The 17329-nt window shown below is 56.6% G+C and carries 17 protein-coding genes and 1 other RNA gene; all 18 read left to right on the top strand.

The features are described from left to right. Positions 1–42 precede the first annotated feature (42 nt). The 18 genes from miaA to CLG94_RS03960 all read left to right on the top strand — a co-directional run bounded on the left by miaA (position 43) and on the right by CLG94_RS03960 (position 17322). Positions 43–987, top strand: coding sequence for a tRNA (adenosine(37)-N6)-dimethylallyltransferase MiaA (gene miaA / locus CLG94_RS04045; RefSeq protein ID WP_107561591.1), 945 nt, complete (start codon positions 43–45; stop codon positions 985–987). Further along, complete coding sequence (gene aroA, locus CLG94_RS04040; RefSeq protein ID WP_432264755.1) at positions 969–2333, top strand: 3-phosphoshikimate 1-carboxyvinyltransferase; 1365 nt, start codon at positions 969–971, stop codon at positions 2331–2333. Before miaA ends, aroA begins: the two co-directional genes overlap by 19 nt. Before the next feature lie 8 nt (positions 2334–2341). Next, positions 2342–3016, top strand: coding sequence for a (d)CMP kinase (gene cmk, locus CLG94_RS04035; RefSeq protein WP_239993109.1), 675 nt, complete (start codon positions 2342–2344; stop codon positions 3014–3016). 60 nt (positions 3017–3076) lie between these two features. Next, entirely contained in the window at positions 3077–3751 is a 675-nt protein-coding gene (locus tag CLG94_RS04030) for a lysophospholipid acyltransferase family protein (protein ID WP_107561589.1), read from the top strand. 111 nt (positions 3752–3862) lie between these two features. After that, a complete protein-coding gene (locus CLG94_RS04025; RefSeq protein ID WP_107561588.1) occupies positions 3863–5599 on the top strand; it encodes a 30S ribosomal protein S1 in 1737 nt (578 codons plus the stop codon). Positions 5600–5613: 14 nt separating this feature from the next. Beyond that, the gene (gene sppA / locus CLG94_RS04020; protein WP_107561587.1) at positions 5614–6483 is read left to right on the top strand and encodes a signal peptide peptidase SppA; all 870 of its coding nucleotides are present in this window, start codon (positions 5614–5616) and stop codon (positions 6481–6483) included. A gap of 61 nt (positions 6484–6544) precedes the next feature. After that, complete coding sequence (locus tag CLG94_RS04015; RefSeq protein WP_107561586.1) at positions 6545–6826, top strand: HU family DNA-binding protein; 282 nt, start codon at positions 6545–6547, stop codon at positions 6824–6826. A gap of 393 nt (positions 6827–7219) precedes the next feature. Beyond that, positions 7220–7708, top strand: coding sequence for an HIT family protein (locus CLG94_RS04010; RefSeq protein WP_107561585.1), 489 nt, complete (start codon positions 7220–7222; stop codon positions 7706–7708). Positions 7709–7718: 10 nt separating this feature from the next. Continuing rightward, positions 7719–8204 carry a bifunctional nuclease family protein gene (locus tag CLG94_RS04005; protein WP_018129813.1) on the top strand — a complete coding sequence of 162 codons (486 nt, stop codon included), beginning with the start codon at positions 7719–7721 and terminating at the stop codon, positions 8202–8204. 597 nt (positions 8205–8801) lie between these two features. Further along, a complete protein-coding gene (locus tag CLG94_RS04000; RefSeq protein ID WP_107561584.1) occupies positions 8802–9827 on the top strand; it encodes a coiled-coil domain-containing protein in 1026 nt (341 codons plus the stop codon). A 218-nt stretch (positions 9828–10045) separates the two neighbouring features. Next, positions 10046–12472 (top strand): phenylalanine--tRNA ligase subunit beta, encoded by a 2427-nt coding sequence (gene pheT / locus CLG94_RS03995; protein ID WP_239993108.1) that lies wholly within the window; start codon positions 10046–10048, stop codon positions 12470–12472. A gap of 101 nt (positions 12473–12573) precedes the next feature. Next, positions 12574–12861 carry a hypothetical protein gene (locus CLG94_RS03990; protein WP_239993107.1) on the top strand — a complete coding sequence of 96 codons (288 nt, stop codon included), beginning with the start codon at positions 12574–12576 and terminating at the stop codon, positions 12859–12861. A gap of 7 nt (positions 12862–12868) precedes the next feature. Continuing rightward, a complete protein-coding gene (locus CLG94_RS03985; protein WP_107561583.1) occupies positions 12869–13207 on the top strand; it encodes a cell division protein ZapA in 339 nt (112 codons plus the stop codon). 51 nt (positions 13208–13258) lie between these two features. Beyond that, positions 13259–13444: non-coding RNA, 6S RNA (gene ssrS / locus CLG94_RS03980), on the top strand. A 180-nt stretch (positions 13445–13624) separates the two neighbouring features. Continuing rightward, positions 13625–15190: a ribonuclease Y gene (rny, locus tag CLG94_RS03975; protein ID WP_107561582.1), complete on the top strand. Its 1566-nt coding sequence runs from the start codon at positions 13625–13627 to the stop codon at positions 15188–15190. A 91-nt stretch (positions 15191–15281) separates the two neighbouring features. Next, a complete protein-coding gene (locus CLG94_RS03970) occupies positions 15282–16058 on the top strand; it encodes a TIGR00282 family metallophosphoesterase (protein WP_107561581.1) in 777 nt (258 codons plus the stop codon). Between the two features lie 9 nt (positions 16059–16067). Beyond that, positions 16068–16982: a bifunctional methylenetetrahydrofolate dehydrogenase/methenyltetrahydrofolate cyclohydrolase FolD gene (gene folD, locus CLG94_RS03965; RefSeq protein WP_107561580.1), complete on the top strand. Its 915-nt coding sequence runs from the start codon at positions 16068–16070 to the stop codon at positions 16980–16982. A 31-nt stretch (positions 16983–17013) separates the two neighbouring features. Further along, positions 17014–17322 carry a hypothetical protein gene (locus tag CLG94_RS03960; protein WP_107561579.1) on the top strand — a complete coding sequence of 103 codons (309 nt, stop codon included), beginning with the start codon at positions 17014–17016 and terminating at the stop codon, positions 17320–17322. The last annotated feature ends 7 nt before the right edge of the window (positions 17323–17329 follow it).

Below are 17329 nucleotides of genomic sequence, written 5' to 3'. Positions count from 1 at the left end.
GGCTGTTAGGGGTAAAAAGGAGGCAGCAATCTCTTGAGTTCTGTGCCGCTCATTGTGCTCGCGGGTCCGACTGCAGTCGGGAAGTCTTCCATGGCTCTCGCCGTGGCGGAGAGGGTGGGGGGCGAGATCATCGCGGCCGACTCGATGCAGGTCTACCGCGGTCTAGACATCGGGACAGCGAAGCCAAGCGCTGACGAGCGAAGGCGCGTGCCGCACCACCTCCTGGACCTTGTAGAGCCCAACCAATCCTTCACGGCGGCCGATTATGCGAGGCTGGCTTCTGCTGCCATTGCCGATATCCGCGCTCGTGGACGTCTCCCGATCCTGGTAGGAGGAACCGGCCTCTATCTCCGCGCGCTCTTCCGTGGCCTGTTTAGTGGACCATGGGAGATGACCCCGCTCAGAGAGACACTGTACCAGGAGGCCGAACGGATAGGTAGCGCGACCCTTCACCAGCGGCTCGAGACCAGCGACCCAGAGGCGGCTGCGGCAATCCATCCCAACGACCTCTTTCGGATCGTGCGGGCGCTTGAGGTGGCAGCCGTAAGCGGACGTCCCATCTCTACGCTCCGGGCAGAGGCGCGTCGTAACCACAAACCGATCCTGGGGCCCGTACTGCAGTTCGGACTTGAGCGGAATCGTCAGGAGCTGTATCAGCGGATTGAGGCGAGGGTAGAGGCGATGATGGCCCAGGGATTGGTGCGTGAGGTCCAGGGTCTGCTCGATCGGGGCTACAGCCCCGTACTGCGGCCTCTACGAGCCATCGGGTACCGTCATATGATCGGGCACCTGAAAGAGCACATTAGCATTAATGACGCGGTCGCGTCTCTCAAGCGTGATACGCGACGGTATGCCAAACGTCAGCTCACCTGGTTCCGTCACGAAGACGAGATCGAGTGGCTTTCTGTAGAAGGATCGGCGATGAACGAGCACGTGCTTCGCTTGCTCGTAGAGCGAATCGAGACGGCATGGTCAAGACTGGTATAGGGCGGATGCTGGTCAACCCTATCGGCTCGCTGAAGGGTGAACTGACCCTTCCAGGCGATAAGTCGATCACCCATCGTGCGATCATCTTGGGGTCGTTAGCTGATGGAGTCACCGAGATTACCGGCGCGCTTAGAAGTGATGACTGTCGTCACACCGCCAAGGCCATGGGCACAATGGGTGCAACGGTTGAAGAGTTAGGCGGCGACCGACTACGGATTCAAGGATGCGGGCTGCACGGCCTTAAGGAACCGGACAAGATCCTGGACGTCGGGAATTCCGGAACAACCATGAGGCTCCTGGCGGGCGTGCTGGCGGCACAGCCATTCTTTTCCGTGCTTACGGGCGACCAGTATCTGCGCGCACGGCCGATGGCCAGGGTTGCCACGCCCCTGAGGTCGATGGGGGCAACTATCCTGGGTCGTGAGGGCGGCAACTTCCCTCCCCTCGCCATCATGGGAACACACCTGAAGGCGATCGACTATGTCAGCCCAATCGCCAGCGCCCAGGTCAAATCCGCGATCCTGCTGGCCGGGCTCTTCACCGAAGGGGAGACGACAGTCACTGAGCCATCCCTCTCTCGCGATCATACGGAGCGGATGTTCGAAGCGCTCGGCATACCCATCCACCGCAACGGCTTGAGTCTCCGAGTAGAGAGCATTAAGAAGATCCCGTCGTTTCAGGTCGATATTCCGGGTGATTTTTCAGCGGCGGCTTTCTTTATTGTCGCGGCCATGGTGATTCCAGGGTCAGAGTTGACATTGCGACAGGTGGGCATCAATCCGACCCGAACCGGCCTGTTGGATGCGCTACGGTCGATGGGTGGGGTGATTGAGGTAAGCTGCCGGCGTATCATCTCCGGTGAGCCGGTTGCCGACCTTCATGTCAGGAGTCAAGCGCTACACGGGACCGAGGTAGCCGGCGCCCTGATCCCCCGGATGCTCGACGAGATCCCGGTGTTTGCTGTGGCTGCGGCGCTCGCCGATGGTTCCACTATTATACGGAATGCAGCCGAACTTCGGGTCAAGGAGGTAGACCGGCTCGCCGCTCTTGTCAAAGAGCTTCGTCGATTCGGTGTACAGATCGAGGAATGCCCCGATGGCTTAGTGATCCACGGCGGCGCGTCGCTCTCCGGATGTCACTGCGACAGTTGGGGAGATCACCGGATGGCAATGGCCGTGGCTGTGGCGGGCCTGGCGGCAAGAGGGAGCACCACCATCTCCGATTCATCTTGTGTCAGCAGCTCGTTTCCGGATTTCTGGACACGATTGGACGCCATCCTGCCCGGGGCAGCCATTCCGTATGCAGATGTTGGGCGCACAAGCAACCTGGCGTTGGGGACCAGTTGAGAAGGACTATGGACGGTTTCATTATCGCGGTTGACGGGCCCGTGGGAGCAGGAAAAAGCACGGCGGCGCGCCTGCTGGCCAAGCGGCTAGGGTACCGTTATATCGACAGCGGGGCCATGTATCGTGCTCTGGCGTGGAAGGCGCTGCAGGCGGGCCTCGATCTGGATGATGAGCAATGCCTACGGCGGCTTGTCGATGAAACCTGTATCGCTCTCGAATCTGTCGGCGATCGCGAGCGGATCCTTGTTGATGGTGAGGATGTTAGCGGGCATATCAGGAAGCGCGAGGTGGAACAGGCGTCTTCGAGAATCTCTACCCACCCGGATGTTCGTTGTGTGATGGTGGCGCACCAGCGACGAATGGCCGTGCATGGAGGTATCGTGATGGACGGGCGTGATATTGGTACGGTCGTCTTCCCGGACGCTGATGTAAAATTCTATCTTACGGCTCGTTTAGAGGTGCGGGCGAACCGCCGGCACCTTGAGTTGCAGGCGGTAGATAATACCAGAGGGGTGGAGGAACTTGTAGAGGAGATTACGGCGCGAGATGCAAGGGATATGGGCCGACACGCCTCGCCACTGCGAAAGGCCGACGAGGCTGTGACTATCGATACTAGTGACCTGCGAGCCTCCGAGGTTATTGATGCGATGGAAGAGGAAATCAGACGGAAGGCGGCTAGCTGAAAAGCCTTCATGTGAGTGAGCTGAATTTGTTCTTGCCTTTGCGGGAGGTAATCCTATACCATGTGGAATGCCTTTTTCCGGGGCCTTTCTCTTGAAAAGGCGATCGCTCGTGCCGTATCTATCACGAGTCGCTTTTTATGCCTCGGGATCGCAAGGGTCGTCTTTCGCCTCCATATCGAGGGGGAGGAGTTTATTCCCCGCACTGGACCAACGATCCTGGCGGCGAATCACGTAAGCTTTATAGATCCCATCGTCATCATGGTCTCGGTTCGGCGCCCGGTCCGTTTCATGGCTAAGAAGGAACTGTTTCGTTTCCCCCTATTGGGTTGGCTGCTTCGGCAGTTCGGTACGTTTCCAATCAATCGGACCCGAATCAACCTGCAGGCCTTTAAGCAGGCGGCCTCCATTTTGGAAGCAGGCGAAGTCATTGCCATATTTCCTGAAGGGACGCGCGGAGATGGAATTGAGTTACGGCCTGCCAAACCTGGGATTGGACTGATTGCGGCGCGAACGGGCGCACCAGTGGTTCCGGTGTTGCATCAGGGAACGGGGAAGGTACTCCCCAAGGGCGCATGGTTTCCCAGGCCGTATCGAATCGTTATAAAGTTCGGGCCGCCATTACGGTTTGGCGAGGGACAAATGGGGAAAAGACAAGACCATGCCGAGCTGTTCAGCCAGACCATTATGGAAAATATCGCCGCTCTTAAGACCCGACCAGCGAGTGGTTCTCAATGAGCAGCCTATTGCGCTTGCGCTATAGGAGACGCTATACCGACAAAGAAGCGAGGGATCAATGAGTAAATGTGGGAAGGATAAGCACCTCATCAAAGAGAGGAACAAAGGGGTATGATGTCTGAGACGGGCAAGTTGGAGGAGGCTATGTACACATCAACGGACGAGCTCGATCGCGAGCTTCACGACCAAGAGCACTCCCAAGAGATGGCTGACCTGTATGCCCAGAGCCTGCAGGAAATCGCTGAGGGAGAGATCGTCAAGGGGACTGTGCTGGAGATCAGGAACGAAATGGTCCTGATCGATATCGGCTATAAGTCTGAAGGGGCCGTACCAATCAAGGAGTTCCTGTCTCCCTCTGGAGAACTTACGGTTAAGGTTGGGGATGTTGTCGATGTCTACTTGGAGCAGAAAGAGGATAACGATGGCCTCATTGTCCTCTCGAGAGAGAAAGCGGAAAAGACCAAGGTCTGGGATGATATTCGTCTGGCCTATGAGCAGGGAGAAGCGATTAGCGGAATGATCTTGGGCCGCACAAAAGGTGGTTTGACGGTAGATATTGGCGTGAGGGCCTTTCTCCCGGGCTCCCAGGTTGATCTCCGACCTGTCCGCGACCTCGATAGATTGATCGGGAAGAGCTTCCCGATGAAAGTGATAAAATTAAATCAGCGTCGAGGCAATATCGTGTTGTCCCGACGGGAGTTACTCGAGGAGGAGCGGCGAGGGCTCAAGGATAAGACCCTGCAATCGCTGGAAGAGGGAAAAATCATCCGAGGTAAGGTCAAGAACATTACTGAGTACGGCGCGTTCATTGACCTCGGCGGACTGGACGGGTTGCTTCATATCACCGATATGTCCTGGGGCCGCGTCGGTCATCCTTCCGAGCTCTTCACCGTCGGTGATGAGATCGAGGTCGTGGTCCTTAAGTTCGACCGGGTAGCGGAACGCGTGTCCCTTGGCCACAAGCAGCGCTTGAAGGACCCGTGGGAGGATGTCGATCAGCGGTTTCCTATCAGCTCCCGTATTCGCGGCAAAGTAGTGAGTCTGACCGACTACGGCGCCTTCGTTGAGCTCGCTGAGGGGATCGAGGGGCTGGTTCATATCTCTGAAATGTCTTGGACCCAGCGGGTGAAACACCCCTCTAAGATCGTCTCAGTCGGGGACTCTATAGAGATTATGGTCTTGGATGTCGACAAGGTCAATAAGCGGATCTCATTAGGGCTTCGCCAGATCGAACCCAACCCATGGCTGTCGATCGAGGAAAGCTACCCGGTGGGGATGCGCGTCGAAGGGACCGTCAGGAACCTTACCGACTTCGGCGCGTTCGTTGAGTTGGACGAGGGGATAGACGGACTGATTCATGTGTCCGATATGTCCTGGACCAAGCGGGTCCGACACCCCTCTGAGATCTTAAAGCGAGGAGACAAAGTTGAGGCGGTTGTCTTGCACACCGATAAAACGAATCGTCGAATCTCCCTCGGCCTGAAGCAAAGCCAGCCCGACCCATGGCAATCTACCGTCCTCGATAAGTACCAGGTAGGCATGGACGTGAAAGCCAAGGTGGTCCGTCTGACCGATTTTGGGGCCTTCGTCGAATTGGAAGACGGTGTGGAAGGGCTTCTCCATATCTCCGAACTGAGCCATGAACGAGTAGCTAAGCCCGAGGATGTGGTTTCCATCGACCAGGAGTTCTCGCTCAAGATCATCAAGTTGGACGCTAACGAGCGTAAGCTTGGACTGAGCCTTCGCGCCTATCTTGATAGCCAGAACGCCACCAACAAGACTACTGACCAGGCCCCCCCAGATCAGCACCCATCCGATCCCCAGGGGGAGGAACTCGAAGCCTCGTAGAGGAGAGCGGGGCGATGAAGCGAACTTGGTTGATCGTCAGCCTGGCAGTGTTCGTGAGCTTGCTGGTCCTGTTCAGCCTGGCCTTCTCACTTGGCAGATGGGAGCAGTTGGGCGGAAGCAAGGTCGCGCTGATCACGGTCGAAGGGGCCATCCTGGATTCAAGGGAGGTTATCGAGCAGCTCGAAAAATACCGAATGAACCCATCCGTCAAGGCCATCGTCATCAGGATCAACAGTCCAGGGGGCGGTGTGGCGCCTTCTCAGGAGATCCATGAAGAAATTCTCAAGAGTCGCCGGGTCAACAAGATACCTATAGTCACATCCGTGGGAAGCCTTGCAGCTTCAGGTGGGTACTACATAGCGAGCGCAACGGATCTCATTGTGGCTAATCCCGGATCTATCACTGGAAGCATAGGGGTGCTGCTCCAAGTTCCGAATATATCTGGTCTCTTGCAAAAGATCGGAGTGAAGTCAGTGGTCGTTAAGAGCGGTCAGCATAAGGACCTCGCTTCTCCTACCCGCGAGATGACAGATTCTGAGCGCCGGATCCTTCAATCGATGCTTGACGATGTACACAACCAGTTTATCGACGTGGTGGCCGAGGGCAGAAAAATAGATCGTAAAAAGGTTGAAGCAATAGCCGACGGGCGGATTTTCAGTGGAAGAGAGGCACAGTCACTTGGATTGGTGGACCAACTGGGCAATCTTCAGGACGCTATTGACCAGGCAGGTACTCTGGCTGGAATCCGCGGAAAACCGACAGTGATCCAGGAGCGAAAGCGGCGACCATTCCTCCTCGATCTGGTTCGCGGTCTGAGTCCGCTTGACATCAATCTGCCAATTCATTCACCCTTAACCCTCTCTGTAAATTATCTTCTTGGGTGATTAAACCGCACGAACTTGTGCGGGATCGATACAGTTCGTGAATATGAAGGAGTTTCCAGCGATGACAAAGGCCGACTTGGTAGAATTGGTTGCTGCCCAAGTGCGTCTAACTAAAAAAGATACCGAAGTTGTAGTTGATACTATCCTCGAGAGCATCTCGAAGGCGCTGGCCTCGAAGGATGACGGGAAAGTGGAGCTTCGTGGCTTCGGGAGCTTCCGCACCAGGCAACGTCTCGCACGGCAAGGCCGTAATCCGCAAAGCGGCCAATCGGTTCACGTTTCACCAAAGCGAATCCCCTTCTTTAAACCGGGCAAGGAATTGAGGCGGCTCATCGACAGCTAGTCTCTAGTCCTGAAAGAGCCTGCTGCGCGCCCGTCAAGGGCACGCGTAGGTTGCCTCTGCGGCAATGAGCCCTGTGAGGGTACGCTCCTTTTGCGACCAGCCAACGGCAGCAGCTCACACCTACCGATCGTGATGAGCCCGCCGAAGCATGAACAGAACGCCGTGGCAAGGGTCGCCCCTTGACACGCTCAGACTGAACATCGCTGTAAAACTGTCAATGAAGCTCTTAACTTACTCGACCTCACGAATGTGATTATCTACCATGACGGCAATACCGTAAAAAGGGCTTGCGGCAGTAAGGATCGAATGGTAGATTTATCCTAGTTTGACGCTGCCAATTCAAGTATATAGTGATGAGCGGTCAAAAGTCGTCAGTAGACAGGTTGATTTCCAATGGAATCATTATGGGCGCCATGGAGAATGGTTTATCTGGAGAACTCTTGCACTTCAAACTGCATTTTCTGCGAAATACCATCAACCCAGCAAGATGAAAAGAACTTTGTTCTTTATCGGGGTAAGTCCGTATTCATCCTGATGAACCTTTATCCATATAATCCTGGACATATCATGATTGCGCCATATCGGCATCTCGATGACCTGAAAAAGCTGTCTGCGGAAGAGCAGCTTGACCTTATCCAAGAGGCCGCTAGAAGTACATCGCTTCTGCGCCAGACCATGAATCCTGACGGTTTCAACATTGGCATGAATCAGGGAAAGGCTGCAGGAGCCGCCGTTGAAGATCATCTGCACTTACATATTGTTCCGCGCTGGAATGGGGATACCAATTTTATGCCCATCGTGGCATCAACGAAGGTCATCCCGGAAGGGCTGACTGCAACCTATCGAAAACTCGCCTCCGTCTTCCGCGAGACTCAGCAATGAGGAGAGCATGATGCTTATTAAGATGACAGTACGCGGCATTGCCCTGGATCCGATCACGAATATGCCGATTGTGATCTTGAAGGATCCGGAGGATCGTCGCGCCCTGCCAATATGGGTAGGGATCTTTGAAGCGAATGCCATTGCGCTAGAGCTCGAGAAGGTGTCGACACCTCGACCGATGACCCATGACCTTCTAAAAAACATTCTGGACGGTCTGGGCATCACTGTTCAACAGATTACCGTCAATGACCTGAAAGAGAATACGTTCTACGCAACCATTGACCTGAATTACAACGGTCGTGTCGTAAGCATCGATGCCAGGCCGAGCGATGCCATCGCAATAGCTCTCCGCACGAACGCCCCGATCTTCGTCGCCGAGAACGTAGTGGCGCAAGCCAAGAACATCGAGGTCTCAGAAGAGAAAGAAGAAACGGACAAATGGAAAGAGTGGCTTGAGAATCTTAAGCCGGAGGATTTCGGTAAGTACAAGATGTGACTTGCGATTATCTTTTATTGAGCTTCGATCGTAACTACAAGGTATTTAGGCTGAAGGCTGTTAGCCGTTGCGCATGGACCGAATCAAAGCGCCCGGAACCTTTTCGGACTCCAATATGTTCGCGTCGCATTCAGAAAACGCCGGGCTCGCCTGTGCACGTTCCTATAGTCTGAAAGACTACAGCCTGTCTGCCTGAGTAGTTACCTTCAATCTTCAACACCTTTTCTCCTCGCCAGGGTTAATCAGACGGACGATACGTTTCGATCATACTCCCGACCTAACGATAACAAATGGCAGAAGCAGAGTGGTCTCATTGCCCGATCACGTCTGAGACATGCAGGTCGCGGAAACGGGGTATTCAAGTTAAACCTTAAGGGTGACATAATACTTATTATTACTTACGCTACTCCCAGGTGAGTTGCATGTCAAGCGAGTGTCGCCCAGCCTCAGGAGGAGGAGTCCGCGCCGTGGAGACGGCTCTCCCCTCGTTGGTTGACATTTACCGGCTGTTGACATAGTCTCCGGCGGTAGCCGTGATGATCCGAATGTGGGATCGAAACGACTCTGACATTGCAAAATCGAGTAGAGGGGGTATACATGTCAACGCCGAAACCGACACCCAGTAAGGCAAAAAAGCCAAAGGGCGAGATTAAACGGGAGTTCGAGGAGATCGTTGAAGAGGTGACGTCAGCCAAGGAGGCGTCGACCGCGAAGGCCGAGGCGATTCTGAAGCAGAAAGAGATGGATGTTCGCGAAGCTGTTACTGATCTCACAGTGGAAGGGGTCGTTCAGGGGGTCACGAATCTGAATCTCGAAATCTCCAGATTCCTCGCCGGTCTTTCGGACAAGCTGGTGCGTGAGGTGAATACGCTCCAGTCGGTTCGGGAGGCTATTACGCTGGAGCAGGCGGAGATCGAAAGGCTACACAAGATCGACGTCGCGACGACGGCCTTGGATATACTGGTCAAGGAGTACCAGCAGCAGAAAGAGGCCCTGGAAGCCGAGATCGGCACTGCGAGGGCTACCTGGGATGAACAGGATCGGCAACGGGAACGGGAACAGAAGGAATACGAGGATGCCCTCAAGAAGCAGCGCCAGCGTGAGGTTGAAGAATACGAATACAAGAAGACGCTCGAGCGCAAGAAGGCTCAGGACAACTACGAAGAGGGGATGCGGCTGATCGAGAAGAAGAACCGCGAAAAACAGGAGACACTGGACAAGAGCTGGCAGTTGCGCGAAGCCGATCTGAAAGAGAAGGAGTCGGCATTTGCGCGATTGTCGAAAGATGCCGAAGAGTTTGAGGGTCGACTCCAGCGGGAGGTGGAGCGTGCCGTCGCAGAGGCTGTGAGGTCAGCCGAGCGGAACCATGGGCAACAGGTGGCGCTTCTCACGAAGGATGCGGAAGTTGAACGCCGTCTGGCCGAATTGCAGATAAGATCTCTCCAGGAGAACCTATCACGGCAGACCACGCATATCGAGTCGCTCGAGAGGCGGCTGGAAGAGGCGAAAGGCCAGGTTCAAGACATAGCTATCAAGGCCATAGAGGGAGCTTCAGGCGCCAAGGCCTTGTCACATGTTGAGCAGATCGCTATGGAGCAGGCCAAAACACGGGTACAACCGTAAGGTTGGTTTTGTCCGAGACTGACGGCTATTTTCTGAGGAACAGCCCATGTGCTACTGGCACACCACAGCGCACGAAAACCCCCTCAATCCCCCTTTGCAAAAGGGGGAGGCAGGGAACACGTATACGTATCCCCCCTTTTTAAAAGGGGGGTCAGGGGGGTTTATCTGAAGCTGACGGCTGAGCGCTGATTGCTGACAGCTCTTTTACGAGGAATCTGATGAGCCCGATGAAAGTGTCGCTCAAATGGTTATCTGAATACGTCGATGTCGCGGTGCCGGCCAAGCAACTGGCCCATCGGTTGACCATGGCAGGAACCGAGGTAGGCGGGATCGAAGAGCGCGGCAACGGTTGGCCTGGGATTATTGTCGCGCAGATCGAATCTATTGACCCACACCCAACGGCTTGCTCTCTCACCTTAGTAGGCTTAGGGCTGTCTGGCGAGAGGATGACGGTTGTGAGCGGGGCCACGAATCTCAACGTCGGTGACAGGGTGCCGTTTGCGCCAGTTGGGGCCGGCCTGATAGACGCTCAGACAGGTCGACCCACCGTGGTAGAGGTGGCCCAGATTCAGGGGGTGACCTCGCGAGGCGTGCTATGCTCCGAGAAGGAGCTGGGTCTGTCGGAGGCTCACGAGGGAGTTCTGATCCTTCCCAGTGAGGCCGAGGTTGGCCTGTCGCTCAATGCGGTGCTAGGGGACACCATTCTCGACCTAGAGGTCACGCCGAATAGACCAGATTGTCTGGGGATGCTTGGGGTTGCGCGCGAAGTGGCCGCCATTATGGAGGAGCCACTGCACCTGCCTGATCTGACCTACCAAGAGGAAGGTTCAGACGTCCGGGATGACGTGCAGGTTGAGATCCTGGCGCCCGACCTTTGCCCGCGATACAGCGCATCCGTCATTCATGGGATCACGGTTGGCCCCTCGCCCTCGTGGGTCCAGAGGCGCCTTACGGCAGCCGGCGTGCGCCCAATCAATAACGTCGTGGATATTACCAACTATGTCATGCTCGAGTACGGGCAGCCCCTGCATGCCTTTGACTACGATACGATTCATGGCAGGCGGATCGCGGTGCGGCGCGCGACAGATGGAGAATCGCTTCGGACGCTTGATGGCACCCTGCGGACTCTGACGCCCGGGATGCTGGTGATTGCCGATGCCACGCGTCCAGTGGCGCTTGCCGGGATCATGGGCGGCTCAGAGACAGAGGTGACCGAGCTGACGAAGAGCGTGTTGATCGAGTCGGCCAACTTCAGTTCCGGCTCGATCCGGCAGAGCTGCCGTGCGCTGCGACTTCGGACCGAGGCGTCGTTCCGCTTCGACAAGGGGCTACCACCGGCCATCACCACCTTGGCATTGAGACGGGCGACCAAGCTTCTCGTGGAGATCTGTGGGGGCAAGGCGTCGCGCGGGCTGCAGGATGTGTTCCCCGCTCCCCGAGAGGCGATTGAGTTCAGGCTTACCGCAGTGGAGCTTCGTCGCGTCTTGGGCATTGATCTCACGTTAGCTCACATTCGAGACGTACTGGCCGGCCGACTTGGGTTTGACTGCCGGGAAGATGGGAGCGCTCTCATGGTAAGGGCGCCGGCGCACAGAAGCGACATTCAGATCCCCGCCGATCTCGTGGAAGAGGTCGCGCGCATGGTTGGCTACGATCAGATTCCAACCACAACGCTGGCAGGCCGCCTGCCCGATCATCCGCCTCAGCCGATGCGTGTCCTTATCGAACGGCTCAGCGATATGCTCGTTGGCTGCGGTCTGCAAGAGGTGATGACGTATTCGCTGATCGGCCGACGGCTCCTGGGCAAGATGGTTGTGGGGAAAGATGCTGAAACGCCGACTGGGCTTCGTCTGGCGAACCCGATGACCCCTGACCAGGAGATCCTTCGGACGTCGCTACTCCCCAGCTTCCTGGAGTGTCTGAATAATAATATTCGCGAGGACGAGGCTGGGCCTCGTCTGTTCGAGATCGGGCGGGTCTATCTGCCGCGCCAGGCCGACTTGCATGAGGAGCGGCAGATGCTGGTCATCGGTATGGCGGGGATAAGATGGCAGAGGCAATGGAGCCGGGCGACTGCTCAATTGGATTTTTACGATTTGAAGGGCGTTGTGGAGGAGTTGTTTGATCGCATGAACCTCGGAGAGACGCGCTTCGTCCAGATCATGGATCAGCATCCGTTTCATCCCGGGCGAACGACGGCCGTGTACTCAAAGGATGTACGGCTTGGGGTGATGGGAGAACTCCACCCGGTGGTGGCCCGCAACTTTGAGGTTCGATTCCCAGTCTGCCTGGCTGAGTTCGATCTGGAACAGCTCCTGAGCGTGATCGGGGGCGAGTTCTTGCAGATCGTCCCGCCGCCTCGCTTTCCCGCAATGCGAAGGGATCTGGCGCTCGTCGTTCCAGAGCGCGTCCCGGTCTCGGAGCTTTGTGAGGTCATCCGATACGCCGGGAGACCGCTGCTCCACCGGGTTGAGCTCTTCGATCTGTTCCGTGGGGAAGATCTGGCCCCGGAACATAAATCGTGCGGCATCGGGCTGATCTTCCGCTCCCCGGATCACACCCTTACCGATGCCGAAGTGGCCCAGGTCGAGGCCTGCATTATTCAGCAGTTACAGCGACTAACCGGAGCGCGGTTGCGAGGATAAGTTTCGCTTTACAAGGGTGCATTACTTTGGTAGGCTCTCGATCGGGTAAGGACTGCAACTGCGGAGACCTCATGTTAGAATACCCTTCAGACTAGGGCCGTATGATGCTTGCCGAAAAGCTGGAAGATCTTGAAGGTCGAGTGATGACGGTGGTTGCGCTTGTGACGAAGCTCAAGGAAGAGAAGGCAGGTCTTGGGCAGCGGATGGAGGAGCTGCAGGCCGTAATCAAGGCTCAGGTGGAGCAGGTGGGTGCGCTAGAGGCCGCACGAAGCAAGGATCAGGAACAGCTCATTCGAATGCAGGAGGAACGTGAGGATGTCCGGCTCAAGGTAGATCGCTTGCTGGAGGAGATCGAGAGGATCGAGGTCTCTATTGAGCCTGTCGCTTGAGTGTCGCATGGAGCAGCTAGTCAGTGTCGTGATCCGAGGAGAACAGTACACGATCCGTGCCGCAGAAGATCCGGCGTACATCCAGAGGGTTGCGGCGTATGTCGACGCGAAACTAGATGGGGTTGCGAAGGGATCTCAGTTGCTCTCACCCACCAAGGCGATCGTCTTGGCCTCATTGCATATTGCGGATGAGCTCTTTAAAGCAGAAGCAGAGAGGGAACGATCCGAGGGATTGGTAGCGATGAAGCTGGGTACACTATCAGGGCTGTTGGTAACCGCCCTTGAAGATGGAGCAAGCGGTTCCAAGGGCGGTGATCAGGAGTCCGAGGCGAGTAGTGGAGCATAGGTGGAGAAAGATGGCTGCGGTGCATCGTAATGCGTCGCATGAAGTCAGCGAAACCCCCTGCCGTGTTCGTGATGAGGGCACGTGTTTTGAACCAACAGTGAAAAAGAGGGGCCCTCTTCGTAGCGTGGTGTGCATAGCCCCACCTTGTGTGGGGAGAGCCTGAAGCGCTGCCCGGGCAACCACCTGATTATTCAGGTTCAAACCTCATCCCTCAAACGGCACAATGGTGGGGGGTCTTCCTTTTCCACTTCCGGTGTCACACACTGCCCATTGCCAGAGCCGGTTACCCTGTGCATCCTTCCTGCCTCGGGCCGAAGGCCCTCTTCGTATATCCCTCTTGGTGATCCTCTTGCATTTCTGGCCATGTCTTCAATGGCGTTGGCATAGGTAGTTAGTTAGGAAGGGGGTGTACCTCCGTTGGCGATTGGAATTGATCAGCTAGTGATCGCGTTGATTGTGGCGGTCGTAGGCGTAGTCGTTGGATATCTGCTCAGAAAACAGGTGGTCGAAAGTAAAGTGGCCGAGGCAGAAACCCTTGCCGCACGTATCCTGCAGGAGGCGAAGAAAGAGGCAGAAACCAAACATCGGGAGATTGAGCTTGAGGCCAAGGAGCTCGCCCTTCAGGCGAAGGCAGATCTGGAGCGTGAGACCAAGAGCCGACGCCAGGAGATCGAGATCGCGCAGCGCAATTTGGGTCAGAAAGAAGAGGCCCTCGATCGAAGTGTAGAGCAGTTGGATCGACGCAACCGCGAACTGGATGCACTGGTAGCAGGGCTTGGCAACAGGGAGCAGGCCGCCGCCGTCAAGGAGACACAGTGCGCCCAGTTGATGGAGGATGCGCAGCGACAACTGGAGCGTATTGCCGGCCTTACAGCCGCAGAGGGCAAGAAGATCTTGCTCCAGAATCTGGAGCAGGAGGCCAGGATCGAGTCGATGACCTTGTTCAAACGGATTGAGGATGAGACGAGGGCGACAGCAGGGGAGAAGGCCAAAGAGATTCTGGCTATTGCCGTTGATAAGTGCTCCCAGGAGTTCGTGATGGAATCAACGGTCTCCGTGGTGGATCTGCCGAGCGAGGAGATGAAAGGGCGGATCATTGGTCGGGAGGGGCGCAACATCCGAGCCTTCGAGCGAGCAACAGGGATTGATGTGATCGTGGACGACACCCCCGAAGCGGTGATCCTTTCCGGCTTCGATCCGATCCGGCGGGCCATCGCCAAGGAGGCGCTACAACGCCTCATCACCGATGGGCGGATCCATCCGGCGCGCATCGAAGAAGTAGTGGAGAAGGTAAAGGGAGAGATCGATGAGGACATCAAGAAGACCGGTGAACGAACAGCCTTAGAGCTAGGGATCAGCGGTATCCACCCCGAGCTCATGCGCCTGGTTGGGCGGCTTAAGTACCGGACCAGCTATTCGCAGAACCAGCTCATACACACCAATGAGGTGACACAGCTCGCCGGCGTGATAGCGGCTGAGTTGGGACTCGACGTCAAGGTGGCCAAGCGGGCAGGTTTGCTCCACGATATCGGGAAGTCAGCCGACGTCGCCATGGAAGGGACTCACGTCTCCATTTCGGCCGAGCTGGCTAAGAAGTATGGTGAGCGACCGAAGGTGGTGAACGCGATCGCCGCCCATCATGAGGACGTGGAGATCACCTGCCTGGAGGCCGTGGTGCTCCAGATCGCTGACACGCTCTCAGCGGCCAGGCCAGGGGCCAGACGTGAGCTGCTGGAAAGTTACGTGAAGCGGCTCGAGGGGTTGGAGAGAATCGCGAACTCCTTCGCGGGCGTGAGCAAGACATACGCCATCCAGGCCGGGCGCGAGGTACGCATCATTGTTGAGAGCGGTGAGGTGTCGGACGTGCAGGCGTATCAGCTTGCGCGGGATATCGCGAAGCGAATCGAAGAGGAGCTACAATACCCTGGTCATATCAAGGTGACCGTCATCCGCGAAACGCGGGCGGTGGAGTACGCCAAATAGCAATGTTTCGAGTTCAGAGTGTCGAGTTAAAGCTTCGGTTCGGTCAGTGTTGAACCCGAAACCCGAAACCCGAAACTCGAAACACTAAGCCATGCGAATCTTATTCATCGGTGACATTATTGGAAAGCCGGGTCGTGAGACCGTGGCGTCTGTGTTGCCTCGCCTTACCGAGGAGCAGAACATCGACCTCGTCATTGCGAATGGCGAAAACCTGGCCGGCGGCTACGGCCTCACGGGCGCGATGGCTAAAGAGATGTTCGCGCTCGGTGTCGATCTCATGACCTCTGGAAATCATATCTGGGATAAGAAGGAGGTCGAAGAGTACATTGCGAAGGAGGAACGGCTCCTGCGGCCGGCGAACTACCCAGAGCCTGCTCCGGGTAAGGGAAGCCTGGTGGTGGACAAAGGTGGCTGTGTCGTAGGGGTGCTCAATCTACAGGGGCGGGCGTTCATGCCCCCGCTTGATTGCCCGTTTCGAGTGGGTGACCGTGAGATTGGCCGGCTGCGTCGGGAGACGACACTGATCTTCGTAGATTTTCATGGTGAGGCAACGGCAGAGAAACAGGCTTTCGCCTGGTATGTGGATGGGAGGGTGTCGGCGGTGATCGGCTCCCACACGCATGTCCAGACCGCTGACGAACGGATCCTTCCTGGGGGGACGGCGTATTTGACCGATGTGGGGATGACGGGTGGTCACGACTCGGTAATCGGGATGGGTATTGAAGGTCCGATCGCCAAATTCCTTTCCGGTCTTCCGAAACAATTTCGTCCGGCCACCAGCGCACCTCGACTGTGCGGAGTGGTGGTGGAGATCGACGAGCGGACCGGACACTCGACCTCGATCGTACGGATCCAACGGGAACCCTGAGGGGGCCGTATGTCAGCGCGGATTCTCGACGGCAAGTCTATTGCGGCGGAGATTCGCCGGGAAGTCCAAATCGAGGTTGCGGCGATTACTGCGCAGACTGGGATGGTTCCGTGCCTGGCGGCGATCCTCGTCGGGAACGACCCGGCCTCAGCGACCTACGTGCAGAAGAAAGCCAAAGCTTGTAAGGATGCCGGGATCACCTCGGTACGAATAGACCTGCCGGCCGATCTTCCGGAAGCTTCACTGCTCCACGAGATCGAACGCCTCAATAGCGACCCTACCGTGCACGCCATTCTCGTTCAGCTTCCGCTCCCTCCCCACATCAGCGAAAGGCGAGTTCTGGGGGCGATTCTTCCGGAAAAGGATGTAGACGGATTTCACCCCTCTAACCTTGGCGGATTGCTGGTCGGGAATCCCCTCTTTGTCGCGTCCACGCCGCTTGGCATTCTCGAGCTACTCAATCGGACGAATGTGGTGATCGAAGGAAAGCATGCGGTTATCGTCGGGTGGAGTGTGGTAGTCGGCAAGCCGACGGCGTTCCTGCTGCTGCAGCACCACGCTACCGTTACCATTTGCCATATCAAGACCCGCGATCTTGCTTATCATACCAGGCAGGCCGATATCCTTGTTGTGGCGGCAGGGAAACCAGGTTTGGTGACAGGACCCATGGTCAAGGATGGAGCCGTCGTCATCGACGTCGGCGTCAATCGTCTTGCGGACGGCAGGGTCGTGGGGGATGTGGACTTTCCGGAGGTTGCGCAAAAAGCCTCACTGATCACCCCGGTTCCAGGCGGGGTGGGCCCGATGACGGTAGCCATGCTCTTAAAAAATACGGTAGATGCCTGTCGGCGCTTATGTGGCGTCATCAGGCCCTCTGGGGATGCGCCGGTTCCGTCTGACAAAAGAACGATGGCCCAACCCTGAGGCAGCAGCGTGACACCGGGACAGATAGGTCATGGCGCCTGTCTTCGGAAATGTGGTGATCTGCGTGGTAGATGAGTTGAACCGCCTTAACGGGGAGCCAATACTACCGGATTCTGAAGAGGGCGATCTCCCGCTGCTCACGAAGGAGGAGGCTATCGCTGAAGTAAAGCGGTGGATCGAGCGGTACAAGATCGATCCGAGTCAGATCTTCGCCAGGACAGGAGAACTGACCATCCGCTATGGGGACCTGATTCCTCACCTCGAGCAGGAGACCGATGAAGGCCGATTACTCCTTCAGGCGATCTCTAGAGGTCGAGTGGTTCGACAACAGACGCAATGAGGGCGAG

Source organism: Candidatus Methylomirabilis limnetica, assembly GCF_003044035.1.
Lineage (GTDB): Bacteria > Methylomirabilota > Methylomirabilia > Methylomirabilales > Methylomirabilaceae > Methylomirabilis > Methylomirabilis limnetica.
Note: the sequence above shows the minus strand (reverse complement) of the source record. Positions and strands in the feature narration are given on the sequence as shown.

Coding starts and splice junctions, on each gene's coding strand:
- CLG94_RS04030 (WP_107561589.1), top strand. CDS start 3,077: ATGTGGAATGCCTTTTTCCGGGGCCTTTCTCTTGAAAAGGCGATCGCT.
- CLG94_RS03970 (WP_107561581.1), top strand. CDS start 15,282: ATGCGAATCTTATTCATCGGTGACATTATTGGAAAGCCGGGTCGTGAG.
- CLG94_RS03960 (WP_107561579.1), top strand. CDS start 17,014: ATGGCGCCTGTCTTCGGAAATGTGGTGATCTGCGTGGTAGATGAGTTG.
- sppA (WP_107561587.1), top strand. CDS start 5,614: ATGAAGCGAACTTGGTTGATCGTCAGCCTGGCAGTGTTCGTGAGCTTG.
- CLG94_RS04015 (WP_107561586.1), top strand. CDS start 6,545: ATGACAAAGGCCGACTTGGTAGAATTGGTTGCTGCCCAAGTGCGTCTA.
- CLG94_RS04005 (WP_018129813.1), top strand. CDS start 7,719: ATGCTTATTAAGATGACAGTACGCGGCATTGCCCTGGATCCGATCACG.
- CLG94_RS04025 (WP_107561588.1), top strand. CDS start 3,863: ATGATGTCTGAGACGGGCAAGTTGGAGGAGGCTATGTACACATCAACG.
- cmk (WP_239993109.1), top strand. CDS start 2,342: ATGGACGGTTTCATTATCGCGGTTGACGGGCCCGTGGGAGCAGGAAAA.
- CLG94_RS03985 (WP_107561583.1), top strand. CDS start 12,869: ATGGAGCAGCTAGTCAGTGTCGTGATCCGAGGAGAACAGTACACGATC.
- CLG94_RS04000 (WP_107561584.1), top strand. CDS start 8,802: ATGTCAACGCCGAAACCGACACCCAGTAAGGCAAAAAAGCCAAAGGGC.
- CLG94_RS04010 (WP_107561585.1), top strand. CDS start 7,220: ATGGAATCATTATGGGCGCCATGGAGAATGGTTTATCTGGAGAACTCT.
- folD (WP_107561580.1), top strand. CDS start 16,068: ATGTCAGCGCGGATTCTCGACGGCAAGTCTATTGCGGCGGAGATTCGC.
- CLG94_RS03990 (WP_239993107.1), top strand. CDS start 12,574: ATGATGCTTGCCGAAAAGCTGGAAGATCTTGAAGGTCGAGTGATGACG.
- pheT (WP_239993108.1), top strand. CDS start 10,046: ATGAGCCCGATGAAAGTGTCGCTCAAATGGTTATCTGAATACGTCGAT.
- aroA (WP_432264755.1), top strand. CDS start 969: ATGGTCAAGACTGGTATAGGGCGGATGCTGGTCAACCCTATCGGCTCG.